Origin of the sequence: Stenotrophomonas maltophilia (assembly GCF_039555535.1) — a bacterium.
GTDB classification, from domain to species: Bacteria; Pseudomonadota; Gammaproteobacteria; order Xanthomonadales; family Xanthomonadaceae; genus Stenotrophomonas; species Stenotrophomonas maltophilia_Q.
Genome location: NZ_CP154630.1, coordinates 73,209 through 88,379, shown reverse-complemented (window position 1 = coordinate 88,379; position 15,171 = coordinate 73,209). Strand labels below are relative to the sequence as shown.

Annotated in this window: 13 protein-coding genes; 6 read left to right on the top strand and 7 right to left on the bottom strand. The window is 68.4% G+C overall.

Annotation, left to right across the window (positions count from 1 at the left end; all coding sequences use genetic code 11):
• Positions 1-14 precede the first annotated feature (14 nt).
• Both AASM09_RS00370 and AASM09_RS00365 read right to left on the bottom strand, forming a co-directional pair.
• Complete coding sequence (locus AASM09_RS00370; protein WP_049430867.1) at positions 15-689, bottom strand: hypothetical protein; 675 nt, start codon at positions 687-689, stop codon at positions 15-17.
• A 39-nt stretch (positions 690-728) separates the two neighbouring features.
• A complete protein-coding gene (locus tag AASM09_RS00365; protein ID WP_049430869.1) occupies positions 729-1,214 on the bottom strand; it encodes a hypothetical protein in 486 nt (161 codons plus the stop codon).
• Between the two features lie 188 nt (positions 1,215-1,402).
• Between AASM09_RS00365 and AASM09_RS00360 the strand changes: the two genes are divergently transcribed.
• The 4 genes from AASM09_RS00360 to AASM09_RS00345 all read left to right on the top strand — a co-directional run bounded on the left by AASM09_RS00360 (position 1,403) and on the right by AASM09_RS00345 (position 7,504).
• On the top strand, positions 1,403-3,469 hold the full coding sequence (locus tag AASM09_RS00360) for an IgaA/UmoB family intracellular growth attenuator (RefSeq protein ID WP_049430873.1): 2,067 nt from the start codon (positions 1,403-1,405) through the stop codon (positions 3,467-3,469).
• Between the two features lie 145 nt (positions 3,470-3,614).
• Complete coding sequence (locus AASM09_RS00355; RefSeq protein WP_049430875.1) at positions 3,615-6,104, top strand: DEAD/DEAH box helicase; 2,490 nt, start codon at positions 3,615-3,617, stop codon at positions 6,102-6,104.
• The gene (locus AASM09_RS00350; RefSeq protein ID WP_049430878.1) at positions 6,101-7,123 is read left to right on the top strand and encodes a ribonuclease H-like domain-containing protein; all 1,023 of its coding nucleotides are present in this window, start codon (positions 6,101-6,103) and stop codon (positions 7,121-7,123) included. The genes AASM09_RS00355 and AASM09_RS00350 overlap by 4 nt, the downstream gene beginning before the upstream one ends.
• A 66-nt stretch (positions 7,124-7,189) precedes the next feature.
• Positions 7,190-7,504 carry an I78 family peptidase inhibitor gene (locus tag AASM09_RS00345; protein ID WP_049430881.1) on the top strand — a complete coding sequence of 105 codons (315 nt, stop codon included), beginning with the start codon at positions 7,190-7,192 and terminating at the stop codon, positions 7,502-7,504.
• 66 nt (positions 7,505-7,570) lie between these two features.
• Here AASM09_RS00345 and AASM09_RS00340 read toward each other — a convergent pair whose 3' ends face one another.
• Both AASM09_RS00340 and AASM09_RS00335 read right to left on the bottom strand, forming a co-directional pair.
• Positions 7,571-9,562: a M56 family metallopeptidase gene (locus AASM09_RS00340; protein WP_049430883.1), complete on the bottom strand. Its 1,992-nt coding sequence runs from the start codon at positions 9,560-9,562 to the stop codon at positions 7,571-7,573.
• A 3-nt stretch (positions 9,563-9,565) separates the two neighbouring features.
• Entirely contained in the window at positions 9,566-9,952 is a 387-nt protein-coding gene (locus AASM09_RS00335; protein ID WP_049430885.1) for a BlaI/MecI/CopY family transcriptional regulator, read from the bottom strand.
• Between the two features lie 172 nt (positions 9,953-10,124).
• On the opposite strand from AASM09_RS00335, the gene AASM09_RS00330 reads away from it, so the two are divergent.
• A complete protein-coding gene (locus tag AASM09_RS00330; protein WP_049430925.1) occupies positions 10,125-11,222 on the top strand; it encodes a serine hydrolase domain-containing protein in 1,098 nt (365 codons plus the stop codon).
• Here the strand turns inward: AASM09_RS00330 and AASM09_RS00325 are convergent.
• The 3 genes from AASM09_RS00325 to AASM09_RS00315 all read right to left on the bottom strand — a co-directional run bounded on the left by AASM09_RS00325 (position 11,181) and on the right by AASM09_RS00315 (position 14,648).
• Positions 11,181-11,993: a hypothetical protein gene (locus tag AASM09_RS00325; protein ID WP_049430889.1), complete on the bottom strand. Its 813-nt coding sequence runs from the start codon at positions 11,991-11,993 to the stop codon at positions 11,181-11,183. The two genes, AASM09_RS00330 and AASM09_RS00325, sit on opposite strands and share 42 nt — an antisense overlap.
• Positions 11,994-11,996: 3 nt before the next feature.
• Positions 11,997-13,418, bottom strand: a complete 1,422-nt coding sequence (locus AASM09_RS00320; protein ID WP_049430891.1) for an XVIPCD domain-containing protein — start codon at positions 13,416-13,418, stop codon at positions 11,997-11,999.
• A gap of 123 nt (positions 13,419-13,541) precedes the next feature.
• Positions 13,542-14,648: an SDR family oxidoreductase gene (locus AASM09_RS00315; RefSeq protein WP_049430893.1), complete on the bottom strand. Its 1,107-nt coding sequence runs from the start codon at positions 14,646-14,648 to the stop codon at positions 13,542-13,544.
• A 196-nt stretch (positions 14,649-14,844) separates the two neighbouring features.
• Between AASM09_RS00315 and AASM09_RS00310 the strand changes: the two genes are divergently transcribed.
• Complete coding sequence (locus tag AASM09_RS00310) at positions 14,845-15,153, top strand: hypothetical protein (RefSeq protein ID WP_049430894.1); 309 nt, start codon at positions 14,845-14,847, stop codon at positions 15,151-15,153.
• Positions 15,154-15,171 lie beyond the last annotated feature (18 nt).

The window sequence follows — 15,171 nt, the reverse complement described above, 5'->3', positions numbered from 1 at the left end:
CCCTCATGCGCCCTTCAACGTTTTCCCACGCGCCGATACACGCCATTGAAGCGCACGTTCATGCCACCGCACTCGCTGTTGTCGGCCACGATCAGCACCTCGCCCAGCGAATGCACACGCACCCTGCAGGTGTCTTCGGCGAACTCCACATCGGCGCCGCGTGGCGTCGCACGCGCTTCGACCTGGCCCATGTTGGGGCCATACGGACGCTGTTCCGGCGTGGGGTTTGCAGAGGGCCAGTAGGCGTCGCCTTCCACATGCAGCTGTGCACCCTGCACCGAGATGTGCAGGCCGTTGTCGCCATCCTTCCAGTTGCCCGCCCAGTCCCGCAGCGACGGCACCACCGCAGGCAATGGCTGCAGCTTGCTGCGGTCCACCCAGCCCGCACTGCCGCCCACCTTGTTCGGGAAGAACGCACAGCGATAACCGCCCAGGTCGCGCCCGGTCACCACCGTATCGCCGTTGACCACATAGCTGCGCTGGCGGCAGGCCGGCTCGCCCTTGCCCGGGCAGCCGTCCATGTCGCCGAGCAGGTACAGGCGCGGTGCGTCGACCACCCGCGCCAGTGCAAACCGGCTCTGTTCGGACGGGAACGCGCCGTTGCGGCAGGCGCCGTCATCGGCGATATCGGAAGCAAAGGCAGAGGCGGGCAGCAACGCGGCCAGCAGGCAGAACGAACGCAGGGACATGGCATGGCACCGAGGGGGATGCCGGCAGGATATACCGGCCTACTTCACCGGCGATGGGTCACCGGCACCCTGCTCCTCGGAGAACCGCAGCGCACGCTGCTGCTGTTCGGCACTGAGTTCCGGCGGTGGCCGCGCCACCGCAGCCTGGATCTGCGCCGGTCCACCGGTAAGCTTGTTCACGCCCTTTGCAGCTGCCATCACGCCCTTGACCACGCCCATCATGATGTAGCCGCCGCCCATGCTGACCTGTTCCGGCGACGGTGGTTCACTCCAGTCGCGGCTGAAGCGGTTGTCGCCGAACTTCACGGGATTCTTGAAGCGGTACAGGTCCAGCGGCTCGTCTTCCGGCTTGAGTGCGCGCACTTCGCCAAGGGTGGTGACGTTGTCCTGCGGCAGGGTGGTGGAAACCGGCGCGGTAGCTACCGTGGGCGCGTCTGCAGAAGGAGCAGGCGCAGCCTCGGGCACCGCCTGCTGCGCCTGCGCCAGGCCCGCCAGCATCAGGTTGGCCAGCACTGCTCCCTGCATTCCACGTCGTGCCACGGCCCTTGCCCCGTCTGTTGCGTCCAGGCTGTGAGGATACGCATCGCTGCTTCAGATTTCGTTGTGGCCGCGCGCAGGCGTTCAGCGGGCGATGGCCCAATCCGCAACGAGTTGCATTGGTTTTCGATGCCGAACCCTTGAACCTGTCAGGTTCGACCTGCCGGAGCACACTCATGCCCCTTTCATTGCTGGTGATTGGCTGCGTGCTGCTGCTCGCCCTCGCCCTGTCCGCCACCGAATTCCATCAGCGACAGCTCGATCATCGCGCCCTGCGAAGGCTTCGAGGCTCGCAAGCGGCGCGCCAGCTGGACAGCGCCGAATACGACGCTCTCGAGCCCTTCAGATTGACCGGCCAGCTCGGCCCGTCCAACAGCGTGTACCGCATCGAAGGCGAGCACAGCCTGCGCGAGGTCGACGCACACACGAAGATCGAGCGACTGGGCAGCGTGCCGGTGCTGCTGCCGTATGGCATGCGGCGCCATCTGTCCGCGCGGAACCGTGCGGATGTCGTGCTGGGTCGCTCATTCGCCCTGGTCGTCTGGCTGAACGGCCATACGATCACCGGCGAGCGTGAACGTGAAACGCAGGCGCAGACTGACCGATGTGTCTGGCTCGAGAGGGGTACCCGGCAGCCCACGCCCGGGCCCTGCACGGTGGACACTGCGCAGGGAAGCCCACGCACCCGGCGCGAGGAGACGGAGGCAGAACGTTCCCTCCGCCAACCCCGCTGGCTGGGCATATCAAGCGCAGTGTGCATCGTGCTTGCATCCACCCTGTTCTGGGTGGGTGGTCAGATGCGTTGGGGATCGTCCTGGGGGCTGCTGGCCGGTGGCGCGGCCATGGCCGGGGTCGCAGTGGCGCTGCGGCGGCAGAGAACGCGCCCGCTGCCGCCGCCGGCGCAGGTGGTAAGGATCGAGGGTGTCCTGTCCGGCCCGGTACTGCAGGGCAATGGTCAGATCGATGGTGACGTGCCACGGGTCTTCGTCGATACCGTCGAAGTGCACGTCCCTCGCCACTGGTGCGAACCCGGCGTGCTGCCCTTTGGTCGCACCGTCACCGCCGACGTGCGCGAGGAGGATCGTGCACTGCTGGCGGTGTCACCCGGCCCGTCCCGGGTCAAGGAGGCGCTGCGTCACCCTCGTCTTCCCTGGGCCAGGCACCTGCTGTGGCTGACTGTGGCGGTCATCGTCACGCTGTGGTCCCTGGGCAACGGCGAAGGCGTCATTGAAGACCTGCGTGCCTCGGCGGATGCACTGCGGCCGTCACGCGTCCGGACCGATGCAGTGCCCTCTGATCTGCTATCCGATCCCCCCAGGCGCGGTGACAAGGTGCAGCTGACCGGCCTGGCCACCTGTGGCGTGCAGCGGTCCTGGGCAGGAGACAGAGAGGCACCTGCGATCCTCGACTGCGGGCAACGGGTCTGGACAACATCCCCCGTTGCGCCACCGCCGGCCGCGCTGCCGCCCGCCATCGCGGCCCTTGGCGATGAGTCCCTGTTGAAGGTTCGTGTATCACTGCACGCACCTGACGCCCTGTTTCTGAGCGCACGGCAGGATGCCAGGCATGCCGTGCTGGGGAGCCGTCAGCTGGTGGATGGACTGGAGCTGGCATGCCAGGCGGGCCTGCCGGACTGTGGATACTTCCGCGAGCGCGTGATGGAACTGCTGGCGACGCCGGTTGCACGGCGCAGCGCAGCACTTCCTGACGAGGCGGTCCCGCCGGGAGATGGCTGGAGGGGGTTTGCAGCGTCCATGCAACGAATCGACGCTTCAGGCGACGCGGCCCTGCACCTGACCACGCCCGACATGGCTGCCCTGCACGCACTGCAGCGCGCCGTCAGCCGCAGTATTGCCAGGCAGCAGCTGGCTGAACTCACCCATGCCTATCGCGATGCCCCGCCCGGGGTGATCCTGCGGGAGCACCGGCCCCGCCCGACCCTTGCTGGGGCTGCCGCCAGCGATCCCTGGCAGGCGCTGGGCCTGACAAGCGACCGGCTGGTACACCCGCAGCCTTTCGACATGGCAGGCTGGGTCGTCAACGCTTCGCAGCAAGGCCACGCATTGCATGTGGACATCGACACAGCCTCGGGATCATCCCCACTTGCCAGCGCCTTGGTACGCAGCACGTGGCGGCTGCTGGCGGTGCTGTTGCTGCTCGTCCAGTTGCGCATCCTGATGCGATGTGGGCTCCGGGCAGAGCAGCAGCGTCGCGCATTGGCCAGCCACATGCGCGACGACTGACACATCGCGATAGCCAGCAGAAGGATCAACCACTCCTCGGGTCCCGCTCTGAATGGTTCACTGCATCCCACGCCGGTGTCTCACATCCTGAGACGTGGATGAGGTGCCATGTGACGCCTCGCAATCCGTACTGGCTCCATCTTCCATGGCCTACGAACTCGCCAAGCGCACCGCCGACGCCGAGCAGAAGCTCGCCACCCGCGACGGCCTGCCCGCCCGCGATGGCGCCCTGCTCAGTGCGCGGCTGCAGCGCCGCTACCAGGACCGCATCACCGGCAGCTTTGCCATTCCGGGCCGCGAAGGCCGCTACGCGCCCCTTCCCGATTCAGTGCCGCCGGCCCTGGCCGCCGCGCTGAAGGCCCGTGGCATCGAGCAGCTCTACAGCCACCAGGCTGAAGCGTGGGAGGCCAGCCAGCGCGGCGAACACGTGGCCATCGTCACCCCCACCGCCAGCGGCAAGTCGCTGTGCTACACCCTGCCAGTGGTCAGCGCGGCCATGCAGGACAAGGCCAAGGCGCTGTACCTGTTCCCGACCAAGGCGCTGGCCCAGGACCAGGTGGCCGAACTGCTGGAACTCAACCGCGCCGGCGACCTGGGGGTGAAGGCCTTCACCTTCGATGGCGACACCCCTGGCGATGCGCGGCAGGCGATCCGCCTGCATGGCGACATCGTGGTGTCCAACCCGGACATGCTGCACCAGGCGATCCTGCCGCATCACACCAAGTGGGCGCAGTTCTTCGAGAACCTGCGCTACATCGTCATCGACGAAGTGCATACCTACCGCGGCGTGTTCGGCAGCCATGTCACCAACGTGCTGCGCCGGCTCAAGCGCATCTGTGCGTTCTACGGCGTGCAACCGCAGTTCATCCTGTGCTCGGCCACCATCGGCAACCCGCAGGCGCATGCCGAGGCGCTGATCGAGGCCCCGGCGACTGCCATTACTGAATCCGGTGCGCCCAGCGGGCCGAAACAGGTGCTGTTGTGGAATCCGCCGGTGATCAACCCCGACCTCGGCCTGCGCGCCTCGGCGCGCTCGCAGAGCAACCGGATCGCGCGCATCGCGATCAAGTCCGGGCTGAAGACGCTGGTGTTCGCACAGACCCGGTTGATGGTGGAAGTGCTGACCAAGTACCTGAAGGACATCTTCGACCACGACCCGCGCAAGCCGCCACGCATCCGTGCCTACCGCGGCGGCTACCTGCCCACCGAGCGCCGTGAGACCGAACGGGCGATGCGCGCCGGCAACATCGACGGCATCGTCAGCACCTCGGCGCTGGAACTGGGCGTGGATATCGGCAGTCTGGACGTGGTCATCCTCAATGGCTACCCCGGCAGCGTGGCCGCCACCTGGCAGCGCTTCGGCCGCGCGGGCCGCCGCCAGCAGCCCGCGCTGGGCGTGATGGTGGCCAGCTCGCAGCCGCTGGACCAGTACGTGGTGCGGCATCCGGATTTCTTTGCCGAGGCCTCGCCCGAACATGCGCGCATCGCGCCGGACCAGCCGTTGATCCTGTTCGACCACATCCGCTGCGCGGCCTTTGAATTGCCGTTCCGGGTCGGCGATGGCTTCGGCCCGATCGATCCGGAAGTGTTCCTGGAAGCGCTGGCCGAAACCGAAGTCATCCATCGCGAAGGCGAGCGCTGGGAATGGATCGCCGACAGCTATCCGGCCAATGCGGTCAGCCTGCGTGCCGTGGCCGACGGCAACTTCGTGGTGGTCGACCGCAGCGATGGCCGCCAGCAGATCATCGCCGAAGTGGATTACTCCGCCGCGGCGCTCACCCTGTACGAAGGCGCCATCCACATGGTGCAGTCCACCCCGTACCAGGTGGAAACGCTGGACTGGGACGGGCGCAAGGCCTACGTCACCCGCACGCATGTGGACTACTACACCGACAGCATCGACTTCACCAAGCTCAAGGTGCTGGACCGCTTCGATGGAGGCGTGGCCGGCCGTGGCGATTCGCACCACGGCGAAGTGCACGTAGTGCGCCGCGTGGCCGGCTACAAGAAGATCCGCTACTACACGCACGAGAACATCGGCTACGGCCCGGTGAACCTGCCCGACCAGGAACTGCATACCACTGCGGTGTGGTGGCAGCTGCCACAGGCGCAGCTGCTGCGCGCCTTCGCCAGCAAGCAGGATGCGCTGGATGGATTCCTCGGCGCGGCCTATGCGCTGCACATCGTCGCCACCGTGGCGGTGATGGCCGATGCGCGCGACCTGCAGAAGTCGGTGGGCAACGGCGATGGTTCCTGGTTCGCAATCGCCGACCAGAGCGGCCGTGGCCAGCTGCGCGGCAGCGAGGGTGATCCTGGCGTTGTCGAGCTGTTGCAGGAGTTCGTGCCCACCGTGTACCTGTACGACAACTTCCCTGGTGGCGTCGGCCTCAGCGAGCCGTTGTGGCAGCGCCAGGCCGAGCTGGTGCAGCGCGCGCGCGAACTGGTCCAGCGCTGCGACTGCAAGGCCGGCTGCCCGGCCTGTGTCGGCCCGGTGCTGGCCGCACAGGAGGACGATGAGACCTCGCCGCGGGCGCTGGCGCTGCGCGTGCTGGACCTGTTCGATGCCGAAGCCTGCCAGTACGTGCGCGACGTGGTGGTGACCACGCGCGAGCCGATGGAGTTGCTGGCACCGTGAGCCTGAGCCTGGACAAGCTGCGCCTGCTGCGCAGGCAGGCCGGCGACCCGAAGGCGAGTACACTGGCCGCGCCGGACGTGCCCCCTGCGCCACCGGCATCCGTGGCCGCCAACGATGCGCGGCAACCACCGGCCGAGCGTTCGGTGTTCGCCTGGGTCGAACAGGAGATCCGCCACAAGCCGACCGGCGCTGCGGCCTCCGTACCGGCACCCGCACCGCTGCGTCGGCCGGAGGTGGGCAGCCTGCATCGCCTGCTTGGCCTGCGCACACGCGGCGGCCCTGCACCGGTGCATGCCCGTGCACAGGATCGGCAACTACCCGGCGAAGAAATCGCACCGGGTCTGTTCCTGATCGAATCGCTGCAGCCGCAGACGATTCCGGCGCAGCCCCTGTCGCTGGATTTCGCCCGTCGCGAAGGCCAGCACGTGGCCGCGCGCGACCTGCTGTTCTTCGATACCGAAACCACCGGCCTGGCCGGCGGCACCGGCACCCGCGCCTTCATGATCGGGGCCGCCGACTGGCATGTGTGCCCGCAACGCGGCGAAGGCCTGCGCATCCGCCAGCTGCTGATGTCCACCATGGCTGCGGAAGACGCGATGCTGGCCACCTTCGCCAGCTGGCTGCAGCCGACCACCGTGTTCTGCAGCTACAACGGCCGCAGCTACGATGCGCCACTGCTGAAGGCCCGCTACCGGCTGGCCCGGCAACGCGACCCGATCAGCGCGCTGGACCATGTCGACCTGCTCTACCCCACCCGCCGCCGTTATCGTGGCAGCTGGGAGAACTGCAAGCTGTCCACCATCGAACGCCAGCTGCTGCGCGTGGTGCGCGAGGACGATCTGCCCGGTTCTGAGGCGCCGGGCGCATGGCTGCGCTTCCTGCGTGGTGGCGATGCGGTGAACCTGCGCCGGGTGGCCGACCACAACCACCAGGACGTGGTGACGCTGGCCCTGCTGCTGCAACGGTTGGTGCACGAGGAACAGCGCGAGCGCGAGACGCTGGCGCTGGTCGGGCAGTAGGCGTTGACGCGGCCTGACGGTGGCAGCGGCGACACTGCCGCCACCATCCACGCTTGGAGCCCGACGATGCGCCTCAGTCCCCTCGCCCTGCTCGCCATCCTGCCTCTGGCCGCCTGCAGCCATGCGGGCAGCAGTACCGCGCATGAGACCACGCCGCCATCGGCGGCCGACGGTCCGCATGAGTGCCAGCCCGACAAGCTTGAAGCCTTCACTGGCAAGACCGCCGACGAGGCCACCGTGAAGCAGCTGGTCAGCGCCAGCGGCGCGCGCAATGCACGGGTGGTCAAGCCTGGCATGGCGGTGACCATGGACTTCCGCCAGGACCGCGTGACCGTGCAGGTGGATGCGCAGAACCGCATCGAACGCGCCAGCTGCGGTTGATCGTCTCAGGGTAGTGCCGGCCGCTGGCCGGCACCCACATTGCCGGCCAGCGGCCGGCACTACCGCTCAGAGTCGCTCGGCCTTGCCGCTGGCCAGTGCGCGCGCGATCACCTGCTGTGCCTGCTGCGATGCCTGCGCATGCACGCGCGCCTGACGCTCGCCCAACGCGGCCTGTTGGCTGCCCAGTGCCGCCTGTCGGTTGGCCAGTTCAGACTGCTGTCTGGCCAGGCGCTGCATGTCACGGGTACGGCCGGACTGCGCGGCCTCGCTGCGGGCTTCCTGCATCGCACGACGTGCCTCGGCGGCGGCCTCGCGCGCAGCCTCTCGCGCAACGGCGATATCGCTGGTCGCACCGCGCGCCGCCTTCGCCGCTTCCGCCGCCGCCTCGCGGTTGATGTCATGCGCGGCCATCGCGTTGCGCGCGGCCTCGGCAGCGGCCAGTGCGATGCGGCGTGCCTCCTCGCTCTGCAGACGCCCCATCTCGCCCATCTGCTTGCCGAGTTCGCCCTGCTCGCGACCCAGCGCACTCTGCTGGCGGCCCAGTTCGCTCTGCTGGCGGCCCAGATCGACCGCGCCGCTGTAGGCACGCTGCAGGGTCTGGATCATCATCGGATCACGCACCACGTAGCGCTTGTCGCCCTGGCGGAACCACAGCGCCGGGCCCTTGCCGAGCTGTTTGCGTGCCAGCGTCACATCGTCGATGCCGCCGTTGGCGAAGGTCGAATCACCATCCACCAGCACGAATGCCTGCGACGGGGACTGGCCCAGATCCAGACGGCCGTAGGTGGTGATGGAGGAACTGCGCGAGGTGCTGCGGCCGCCGTCGATGCCCGGGTCGACGTCGACATCCACGTCAACCGCCACATCCGCATCGTCCGGGCCGGACAGCTCCTCAACGTCGGCGGGCTCGGCGGGCGGCGCAGGGGCCACCGGCACCGCCGGCGCGCGCGCCGACATCGGCGGTGCAGGCGGAACCTTCGGCGCCGGCGGCGGGGGAACCACGGCCTTCGGTGCGGCCGGCGGCGCAGGCGGTGCCGGCGGCACCGGGGCCGCAACCAGGCGCATCGGCGCCACGCCCACCACCACCACGGCAGCGGTCAACGCCATCGCCAGCAGGCGCGGGCAGGACCGGTGCGACTGCAGCGAGAGCAGGCGACGCTTGAGGCTGGTGGTGCTCGGTGCGGCGCTGGCCACGCCCAGGTGCGGCTGTGGGGCCACGCCCAGCTGCAGCAACAGGCGGCCATAGGCTTGGCGGCTGGCGCCGTGCTGGCCGACCACGGCCGCATCCACTGCTTCCTCGCGGGCCTGGGCGTATTCGCGCACCGACAGGCGCAGCAGCGGGTGGAAGAAGAACAGGTGCTGGGCCAATGCGGGCAGCAGCCCCCACTGCAGGTCACGACGCTGCAGGTGCTGTAGTTCGTGGGTCAGCGCCAGGTCCAGCGCGTCGCCTTGCAGCGCATTGTCACCTGCGGGCAGCAGCAGCACCGGGCGGAACGGCCCGACCAGCTGCGGCGAGTCCACCTGAGTGCTCATCCACAGCCGCGGTGCAGGGCGCACACCGTGCGCATCGGAGGCCAGCTGCAGGGCCTGCACCAGCGCCTGGTCCTCGCAGGGATAGGCCGCAGCCAGCAGTGCGCGGCAGCGGCGCCACTCACCGAAGGTGCGCAACGCCATCAGCAGCACGCCGGACAGCCACAGCGCGGCCAGTGCGATCGCCCACCAGGCCACCGCCGGCACGTCCGCCGCAGGCATCGGCATCGCCGCCAGCACCTGCGCCGAGGCCTGCGGGGCCAGCGGGTGCAGTGTCTCGGTGACCACTTCGGTTGCAGTCATCGCCACGGCCTGGGGGGCCGGCAGCCAGGCCAGCTGCAACGGCTGGCTCCAGAACAGGCCGAGCACGGCCTGCAGCGAGACCAGCCACCACAGGCGGCAGCGGGTGGCCGCCGACAGCGACGGCAGCGCGCGGCACAGGCCATACACCAGGGCCACCAGCAGCACGGTCTGCAGGCTGGTCCAGCCCAGCCGTTCCAACATCGGGATCAGCATCGTGGTGTCCATGGCTCAGCCCTCGTGGCGACGCGATTGGAGTTGGGCGACCAGCGCTTCCAGCTCGGCCAGCTCGTTGTCGCTGACCTGCTGGCGCTGCGACAGGTAGGCCACGAACGGCGACACCGACCCCTGCAGGGTGTTGTCGACGAACTGGGCCACGGCACCCTGCAGCACGCTCTGCGGGCCACGGGTGGCCTGGTAGCGGTAGACCCCGTCCTGCTGCTGGCGCTGAAGGTACCCCTTCGCCCGCAGCCGCTCCATCATCGTCAGCACGGTGGAACGGGCCAGGCCACGGGCCTCCCCGTAGCCACTGGCGACCTCGCCGACGCTGGCCGGCGCATGTTCATCGATGTACTGCAGCAGGGCCAGCTCCTGGTCCCCGATGGTCTTGCCACGCATGACACCACTCCCTTGACTACATGTGTCGTCACTGTCAGCTTGACGACAGCTGTAGTCAACCCCCCGGAAGTCATGGGCCGACGAACGGTAGGCACCAATCCGCCCGCTGCATCCCATCCGCAACGCCCCGCTGGAATTCCGCATGTCCCACCCAATGCTCCGAGTCCTGCTCATGCTCATCAGTGCACTGCCCTTCGCCGCCGTCTCTGCCAGCCAGGACCAGGCCAACGACCAGACCCGCCGCCTGATCCGCCAGATCATGCTGGAGCGGCGCATCCCAGGATTGCAGATCGCGGTGGTCAAGGACGGGCAGACCGTGTTGTCCGAGGCCTACGGGCTGGCCAACGTGGAGAACGGTGTGCTTGCCTCGCGCGACACCCGTTTCCCACTCAATTCGGCCACCAAGGCGTTCACCGGCGTGGCCGCCGCGCAGCTGGCCCAGCAGGGGCAGCTGGATCTGGACGCGCCGGCCTCGCGCTACCTGGATGATCTTCCGCCAGCGTGGAGAGACGTGCGCGTACACCAGTTGCTGGCGCATACCTCCGGCCTTCCGGACATCCTTGATGCGAATGGACTGCTGGGCGGTGGCTCAGAAGCGCAGGCGTGGGCGGCCGTCACTGCGCAGCCGGTCGAAGCCGAACCCGGGCAGCGCTTCGCCTACAACCAGACCAACTACGTACTGCTGGCACGAATCATCGCGAAGCAATCCGGCATGCCCTACGAACGTTTCCTCGCCACCCGCCAGTTCAGCAGCGCGCGCATGGCCCGCACCACCTTCGGCGACAGCTACGACCTGATTCCGGATGCGGCGACGATGTACAGCCTGGCCCCGCGAGCCACCGACGCTGCCGATGCACCGTCCCGCCTGTCGCACTGGTTCTACGACATACCGCCTTCGCTGTGGGCCGGTGGCGGCATCCTCACCACCGCCGACGACACCGCGCGCTGGCTGGTCGCGCTGACCGAAGGCCGTCTGCTGCCGGAGACGGCCCTGCGTCGGATGTGGAGCGCAGAGCGCCTGGCGGATGGCCGTGCCGGCCCGTGGGCGGGGGGCTGGCCGGTACTGCGCGCATCGCCCGACCTTCAGGTGGCCGGTATCGGCGGTGCGCGCTCGGCGTTCGTGGTCTATCCCGAGCGCCGCGTGGCGGTGGTGGTGCTGACCAATCTTGTCGGTGCCAATCCGCAGCAGTTCATTCCGCGCATTGCCGATTTCTATGCGCGCGATGCCTCAACGCCCAGTCACGAACGGGTCGCCCTTGCACGGCAATAACGGGCTGTCATCGCAGGGCCATAGCCCGGCCGGCACGGTCCTGGCCACTTCGAAGTGATCCTGGTTCCAGCGCAGGAAACCGCCGTGGATGGCATTGCCATGGTCGAAGCTGCGCGCGTCGGCGGCCAATGGCTGCTCGGGGTCGGCTTCGGCCACCCAGCGCAGCACCGGCACCTTGTCCAGCGGCCCGATGAAGGCGAACAGGTCGCCCGCGCCCTTGTCCTGGTATGCCGTCATCGTCGCCGCATCAGGCAGCCCTGCCTGCGCCAGCAGCGATGCGGTGACGTCCTGCAGCGGTGCCGCCCCCTGTGCAATGTAGGCGCGCATGCCGGTGGTGCTGGCTGGGCAGTCCCGCAGCTGCACCAGATAGCCCGTGGTGCCGCCACTACTGGAGAACGACCGTATCCAGTAACGGAAACGCGGCCCGCTGCGATCGGTGACCATGAAATCCTGCCGGCCCCCCTGCGCGGGAATGGAAAGCACCTGCACATTGCTGGCACCTTCCACGTTGCACTTCAAATGCATCAGCACCTGCCTGGCAGGTTCGGGCATCGCAGCGTAGCGACCGCCGGGATGGGCGCTGCCGGAGGCTTCCGGCAGTGCGGGCAGTCCACGATCAGTGGGCAGGGTCTGCGCAGGCAAGGCCTCCGGGTTCGCCGCCGGGCTGGCGGTGGGCGCTGCCGGCGCGACACGCTCTCCAGCGGGCGCGCAGGCGCTGCAGGCCAGCAACAACATCAACGAAACGCTCGGCATCAGGTGTGATCGGATCATCGCTCAACACCCTCCCATCGCCGGTACTTCCTGCTGCTGTGCAGGCGCCGGCGCCGGTACCGGTGCACCCTGTTCGCGCGCTTGCTGCTGCAGCTGGCGCAGGCTGGTTTCCACCGTAGTCTCGCGCACCTCGGCCGCGTTGACGCCTGCGCGCACTGCCGCGGGGTCGCCCGGACTGCCCTGCACCAGGAACAGTGTCTCGCCCGCAGCGCGGCCACCACTGGGATTGCTGGCCACGATCTGGTCGACCCGGGTCATGCCTGCGGCCTTCGCTTCGCGCAGCATCACCAGACTGTAGTCATCGGCATGCTCGGCGTAGCGTCCGCCCAGGGCCTGCAGGTGCGTGCTGATCTGCTGCTGCAGGGCATGGTCGCGATGCTGCGGCTGACGGGGATCGTCATTGGCCGCGAGCGGCGCGTCCTGTCCCAGCTCGCGCGCCTGGCCGGGTGCAACCGAGGTCAGCACGTACTGCCAACGGTTCTGCCCAGGCGTGCCGCGCACCGTCGACACGAAGTCGTCGTACTCGCCGCCGCCGATGGTCTGGCAGCCCGCCGAATCGGTATTGGACCGGCTGCCACGATGGATCTTGAAGGTGTCGTTGAGGTCCTGCACGCCCTGGGTATCGCGCGCATCGAACCAGCCGTCGCCATTGCTGTCGCGCTCCACACGGCCGGCGCCTGCGGTGATCGCGTCCTGCGAAGGGCGCAGTGCAAATTCATCGGGATGGCCATTTCGCGGATGGGTTGTTGCGCGCATCTCGGTGGTGCCTTCGCCCAACCGTCCAAGATCCTTGACCCGGTTGCCGTTGACGTCCTCGCCCTCGGTCTTGGTGCGCGGCGCCACGTTGCCGAAGCCGGGGCTGCGTGGCGTGGTCTTGGCGTGACCATCGTACTGGGCCGTCGGCTCCGTCGTGGCCTGGTTGAACTCGCGCACATGGCCGTGGCCCTGCGCATCCTTCCACAGCACCACGATGCGGTCGTCGTAGACACCACGCCCGCGCGCCTCGGTGGTGCGGTTCTCATCACGCAACCCCAGCACCACGCGATCCCGGGTGGCCATCGCATCGTTTGCCGCGGCGCTGCCGCGCTGGGCCACGATGCTGCCGTACACGTCGTACTGCTGGGCCTGGCTCAGGCCTGCGGTCTCTGCTGCATCGGGCATGCGCGGAGGGCGCGTCGCCTCAGCCAGGCGATCCAGCATCGGGTTGACCGTGGCCGCATCCGCGGCGGATACGCCACCGCTGCGTTGCAGGGCCTCAAGCTCGGTGGCACCCCGCGCCGCGATGTAGCGATCCAGCGATTCCTGCACCACTGCACTCTGGCCGTTGTGCAGGGCCTCCAGGCGCGCGGCCGCGCCACGGGCGTCGTTCTGCCGCAGCAGGGCGACGACTTCATCGGCCGCTGCGTTGATATCCATCTCCGGCATGATCTTTCCTTGAACGTGATCGGTATGGGAGTCCAGCCTACCCCGCCGCACCGGCGCAGCCTTTGACGCACGCCACACACCTGCGCGAGGCCCCATTCAGCAGACTCCACGCAGTAGGGCCGTTCAGCCTCGCGGCCCGCCCATCACCGGCAGGATCACGCCACTGATGTAGCTGCCACAGACCGGCGAGGCCAGGAATACGTAGGCCGGAGAAAGTTCTTCGGGCTGTGCGGGCCGGCCGATGTCGCTGTCCTTGCCGAACTCCGCCACGTCCTCCGCCGGCTTGTCGGCCGGGTTCAGCGGCGTCCACACCGGCCCCGGCGCCACGCAGTTGACCCGGATGCCACGTGGCAGCAGCTGGCTGGCCAGCGACTTGGTGAACGCGTGGATCGCGCCCTTGGTGGCCGAGTAGTCGATCAGCGCCTTGCTGCCGAAAATGCCGGTTTCCGAACCGGTGTTGATGATGCTGGCGCCCTCGCCCAGGTGCGGCAGCACCGCACGCGCCATCTGGATGTACCCACCGATGTTGGTCTGCAGGGTCTCCTGCAAGTGCGCGTCTTCGAGGTCTTCCAGCCGCTCGCAGTGCAGCTGGAACGCGGCGTTGTTGACCAGGATGTCAATGCCGCCGAAGGCCTTGGCGACCTGCTTCACCGCCTTGTTGCAGAAGCGCGGATCGCGCACGTCACCGGCAATCACCACGCAGCGACCGCCTTCGCGCTCCACGTGCTGGCGGGTGATGTCCGCGTCCTCCGCCTCGTCCAGATGTAGCACTGCAACGTCCGCACCCTCGCGTGCGAACAGCACCGCGACCGCGCGGCCGATACCGGAATCGCCGCCGGTGATGATCGCGCGCATGCCCTGCAGTTTGCCGCTGCCCGCGTAGTCCGGCGCGAGGAAGCGTGGCGCCAGCTCAAGTTCGTGTTCATGCCCGGGCTTGGGCAGCTGCTGGGCGGGCATGACCTCAGGTTGCCTGCGGGTACCGGCCTGGGTCGCGTGCTTCTTCGTGGCCTTCTTTGCCGCCCGCGCGTCCTTGGCCTTTTCCTGGTCCTGCAGGCGCCGCTGCCGCGACGCGACGCGCGCCGCCCGCGGATCGCTGGCGGCGGCCTTGCGGGTTGCGGTTTTCACCACGCGTGGGCGGTCCGGGTCGGCGGCGGTCGTGGTAGCGGTGCTGCCTTTGCGCACCTTCGGCGATGCCTTGCGGCGGGTGGGAAGCTTCTTGCTCGTGGCCATGCAGATCTCCTCGGGAGGGAAAGGGGCTGCCGGCAAGCGGCCGGCACTACCGGGCGCGGCATCCGCCGCAACTGCAGTGTCCCTGACCGCGCTGTCGGCGGCAGTGAGCGCACCGTGTCCAGCATGTGCACGGCATTCATTCCGCCACCACGCGCGCCGTCGCACCCTTGCACGCAACCACACGAGGAACGCCTCCATGAAAGCTGCCATCGCCGCCACCGCTCTCAGCCTTGCCCTCGCTGCCTGCAGCAGCACGCCGATGGCCCAGGTGCAGCCGATCGACGGGGTGATTTCCGGCCAGTGCCACAGCGACATGGTGCGCGGTGCGCTCGGCCTGGCCGCTTCGGCCGCCACCGTTGAACGCGCGCGCGTGGACAGCGACAGCCTGCACGTGCAGGTGCTGCGTCATGACGGCCCGCGGGTGCCACCGGCGCACGAAGGCGGTGACCGCCTGACCATCGAGAAGGGCCGTACCAACAACATCACGGCCATTTATTGCGGCTAATAGCCGTCGAGCAAGCTC

Coding starts and splice junctions, on each gene's coding strand:
- AASM09_RS00370 (WP_049430867.1), bottom strand. CDS start 689: ATGTCCCTGCGTTCGTTCTGCCTGCTGGCCGCGTTGCTGCCCGCCTCT.
- AASM09_RS00365 (WP_049430869.1), bottom strand. CDS start 1,214: ATGCAGGGAGCAGTGCTGGCCAACCTGATGCTGGCGGGCCTGGCGCAG.
- AASM09_RS00360 (WP_049430873.1), top strand. CDS start 1,403: ATGCCCCTTTCATTGCTGGTGATTGGCTGCGTGCTGCTGCTCGCCCTC.
- AASM09_RS00355 (WP_049430875.1), top strand. CDS start 3,615: ATGGCCTACGAACTCGCCAAGCGCACCGCCGACGCCGAGCAGAAGCTC.
- AASM09_RS00345 (WP_049430881.1), top strand. CDS start 7,190: ATGCGCCTCAGTCCCCTCGCCCTGCTCGCCATCCTGCCTCTGGCCGCC.
- AASM09_RS00340 (WP_049430883.1), bottom strand. CDS start 9,562: ATGGACACCACGATGCTGATCCCGATGTTGGAACGGCTGGGCTGGACC.
- AASM09_RS00335 (WP_049430885.1), bottom strand. CDS start 9,952: ATGCGTGGCAAGACCATCGGGGACCAGGAGCTGGCCCTGCTGCAGTAC.
- AASM09_RS00330 (WP_049430925.1), top strand. CDS start 10,125: ATGCTCATCAGTGCACTGCCCTTCGCCGCCGTCTCTGCCAGCCAGGAC.
- AASM09_RS00325 (WP_049430889.1), bottom strand. CDS start 11,993: ATGATCCGATCACACCTGATGCCGAGCGTTTCGTTGATGTTGTTGCTG.
- AASM09_RS00320 (WP_049430891.1), bottom strand. CDS start 13,418: ATGCCGGAGATGGATATCAACGCAGCGGCCGATGAAGTCGTCGCCCTG.
- AASM09_RS00315 (WP_049430893.1), bottom strand. CDS start 14,648: ATGGCCACGAGCAAGAAGCTTCCCACCCGCCGCAAGGCATCGCCGAAG.
- AASM09_RS00310 (WP_049430894.1), top strand. CDS start 14,845: ATGAAAGCTGCCATCGCCGCCACCGCTCTCAGCCTTGCCCTCGCTGCC.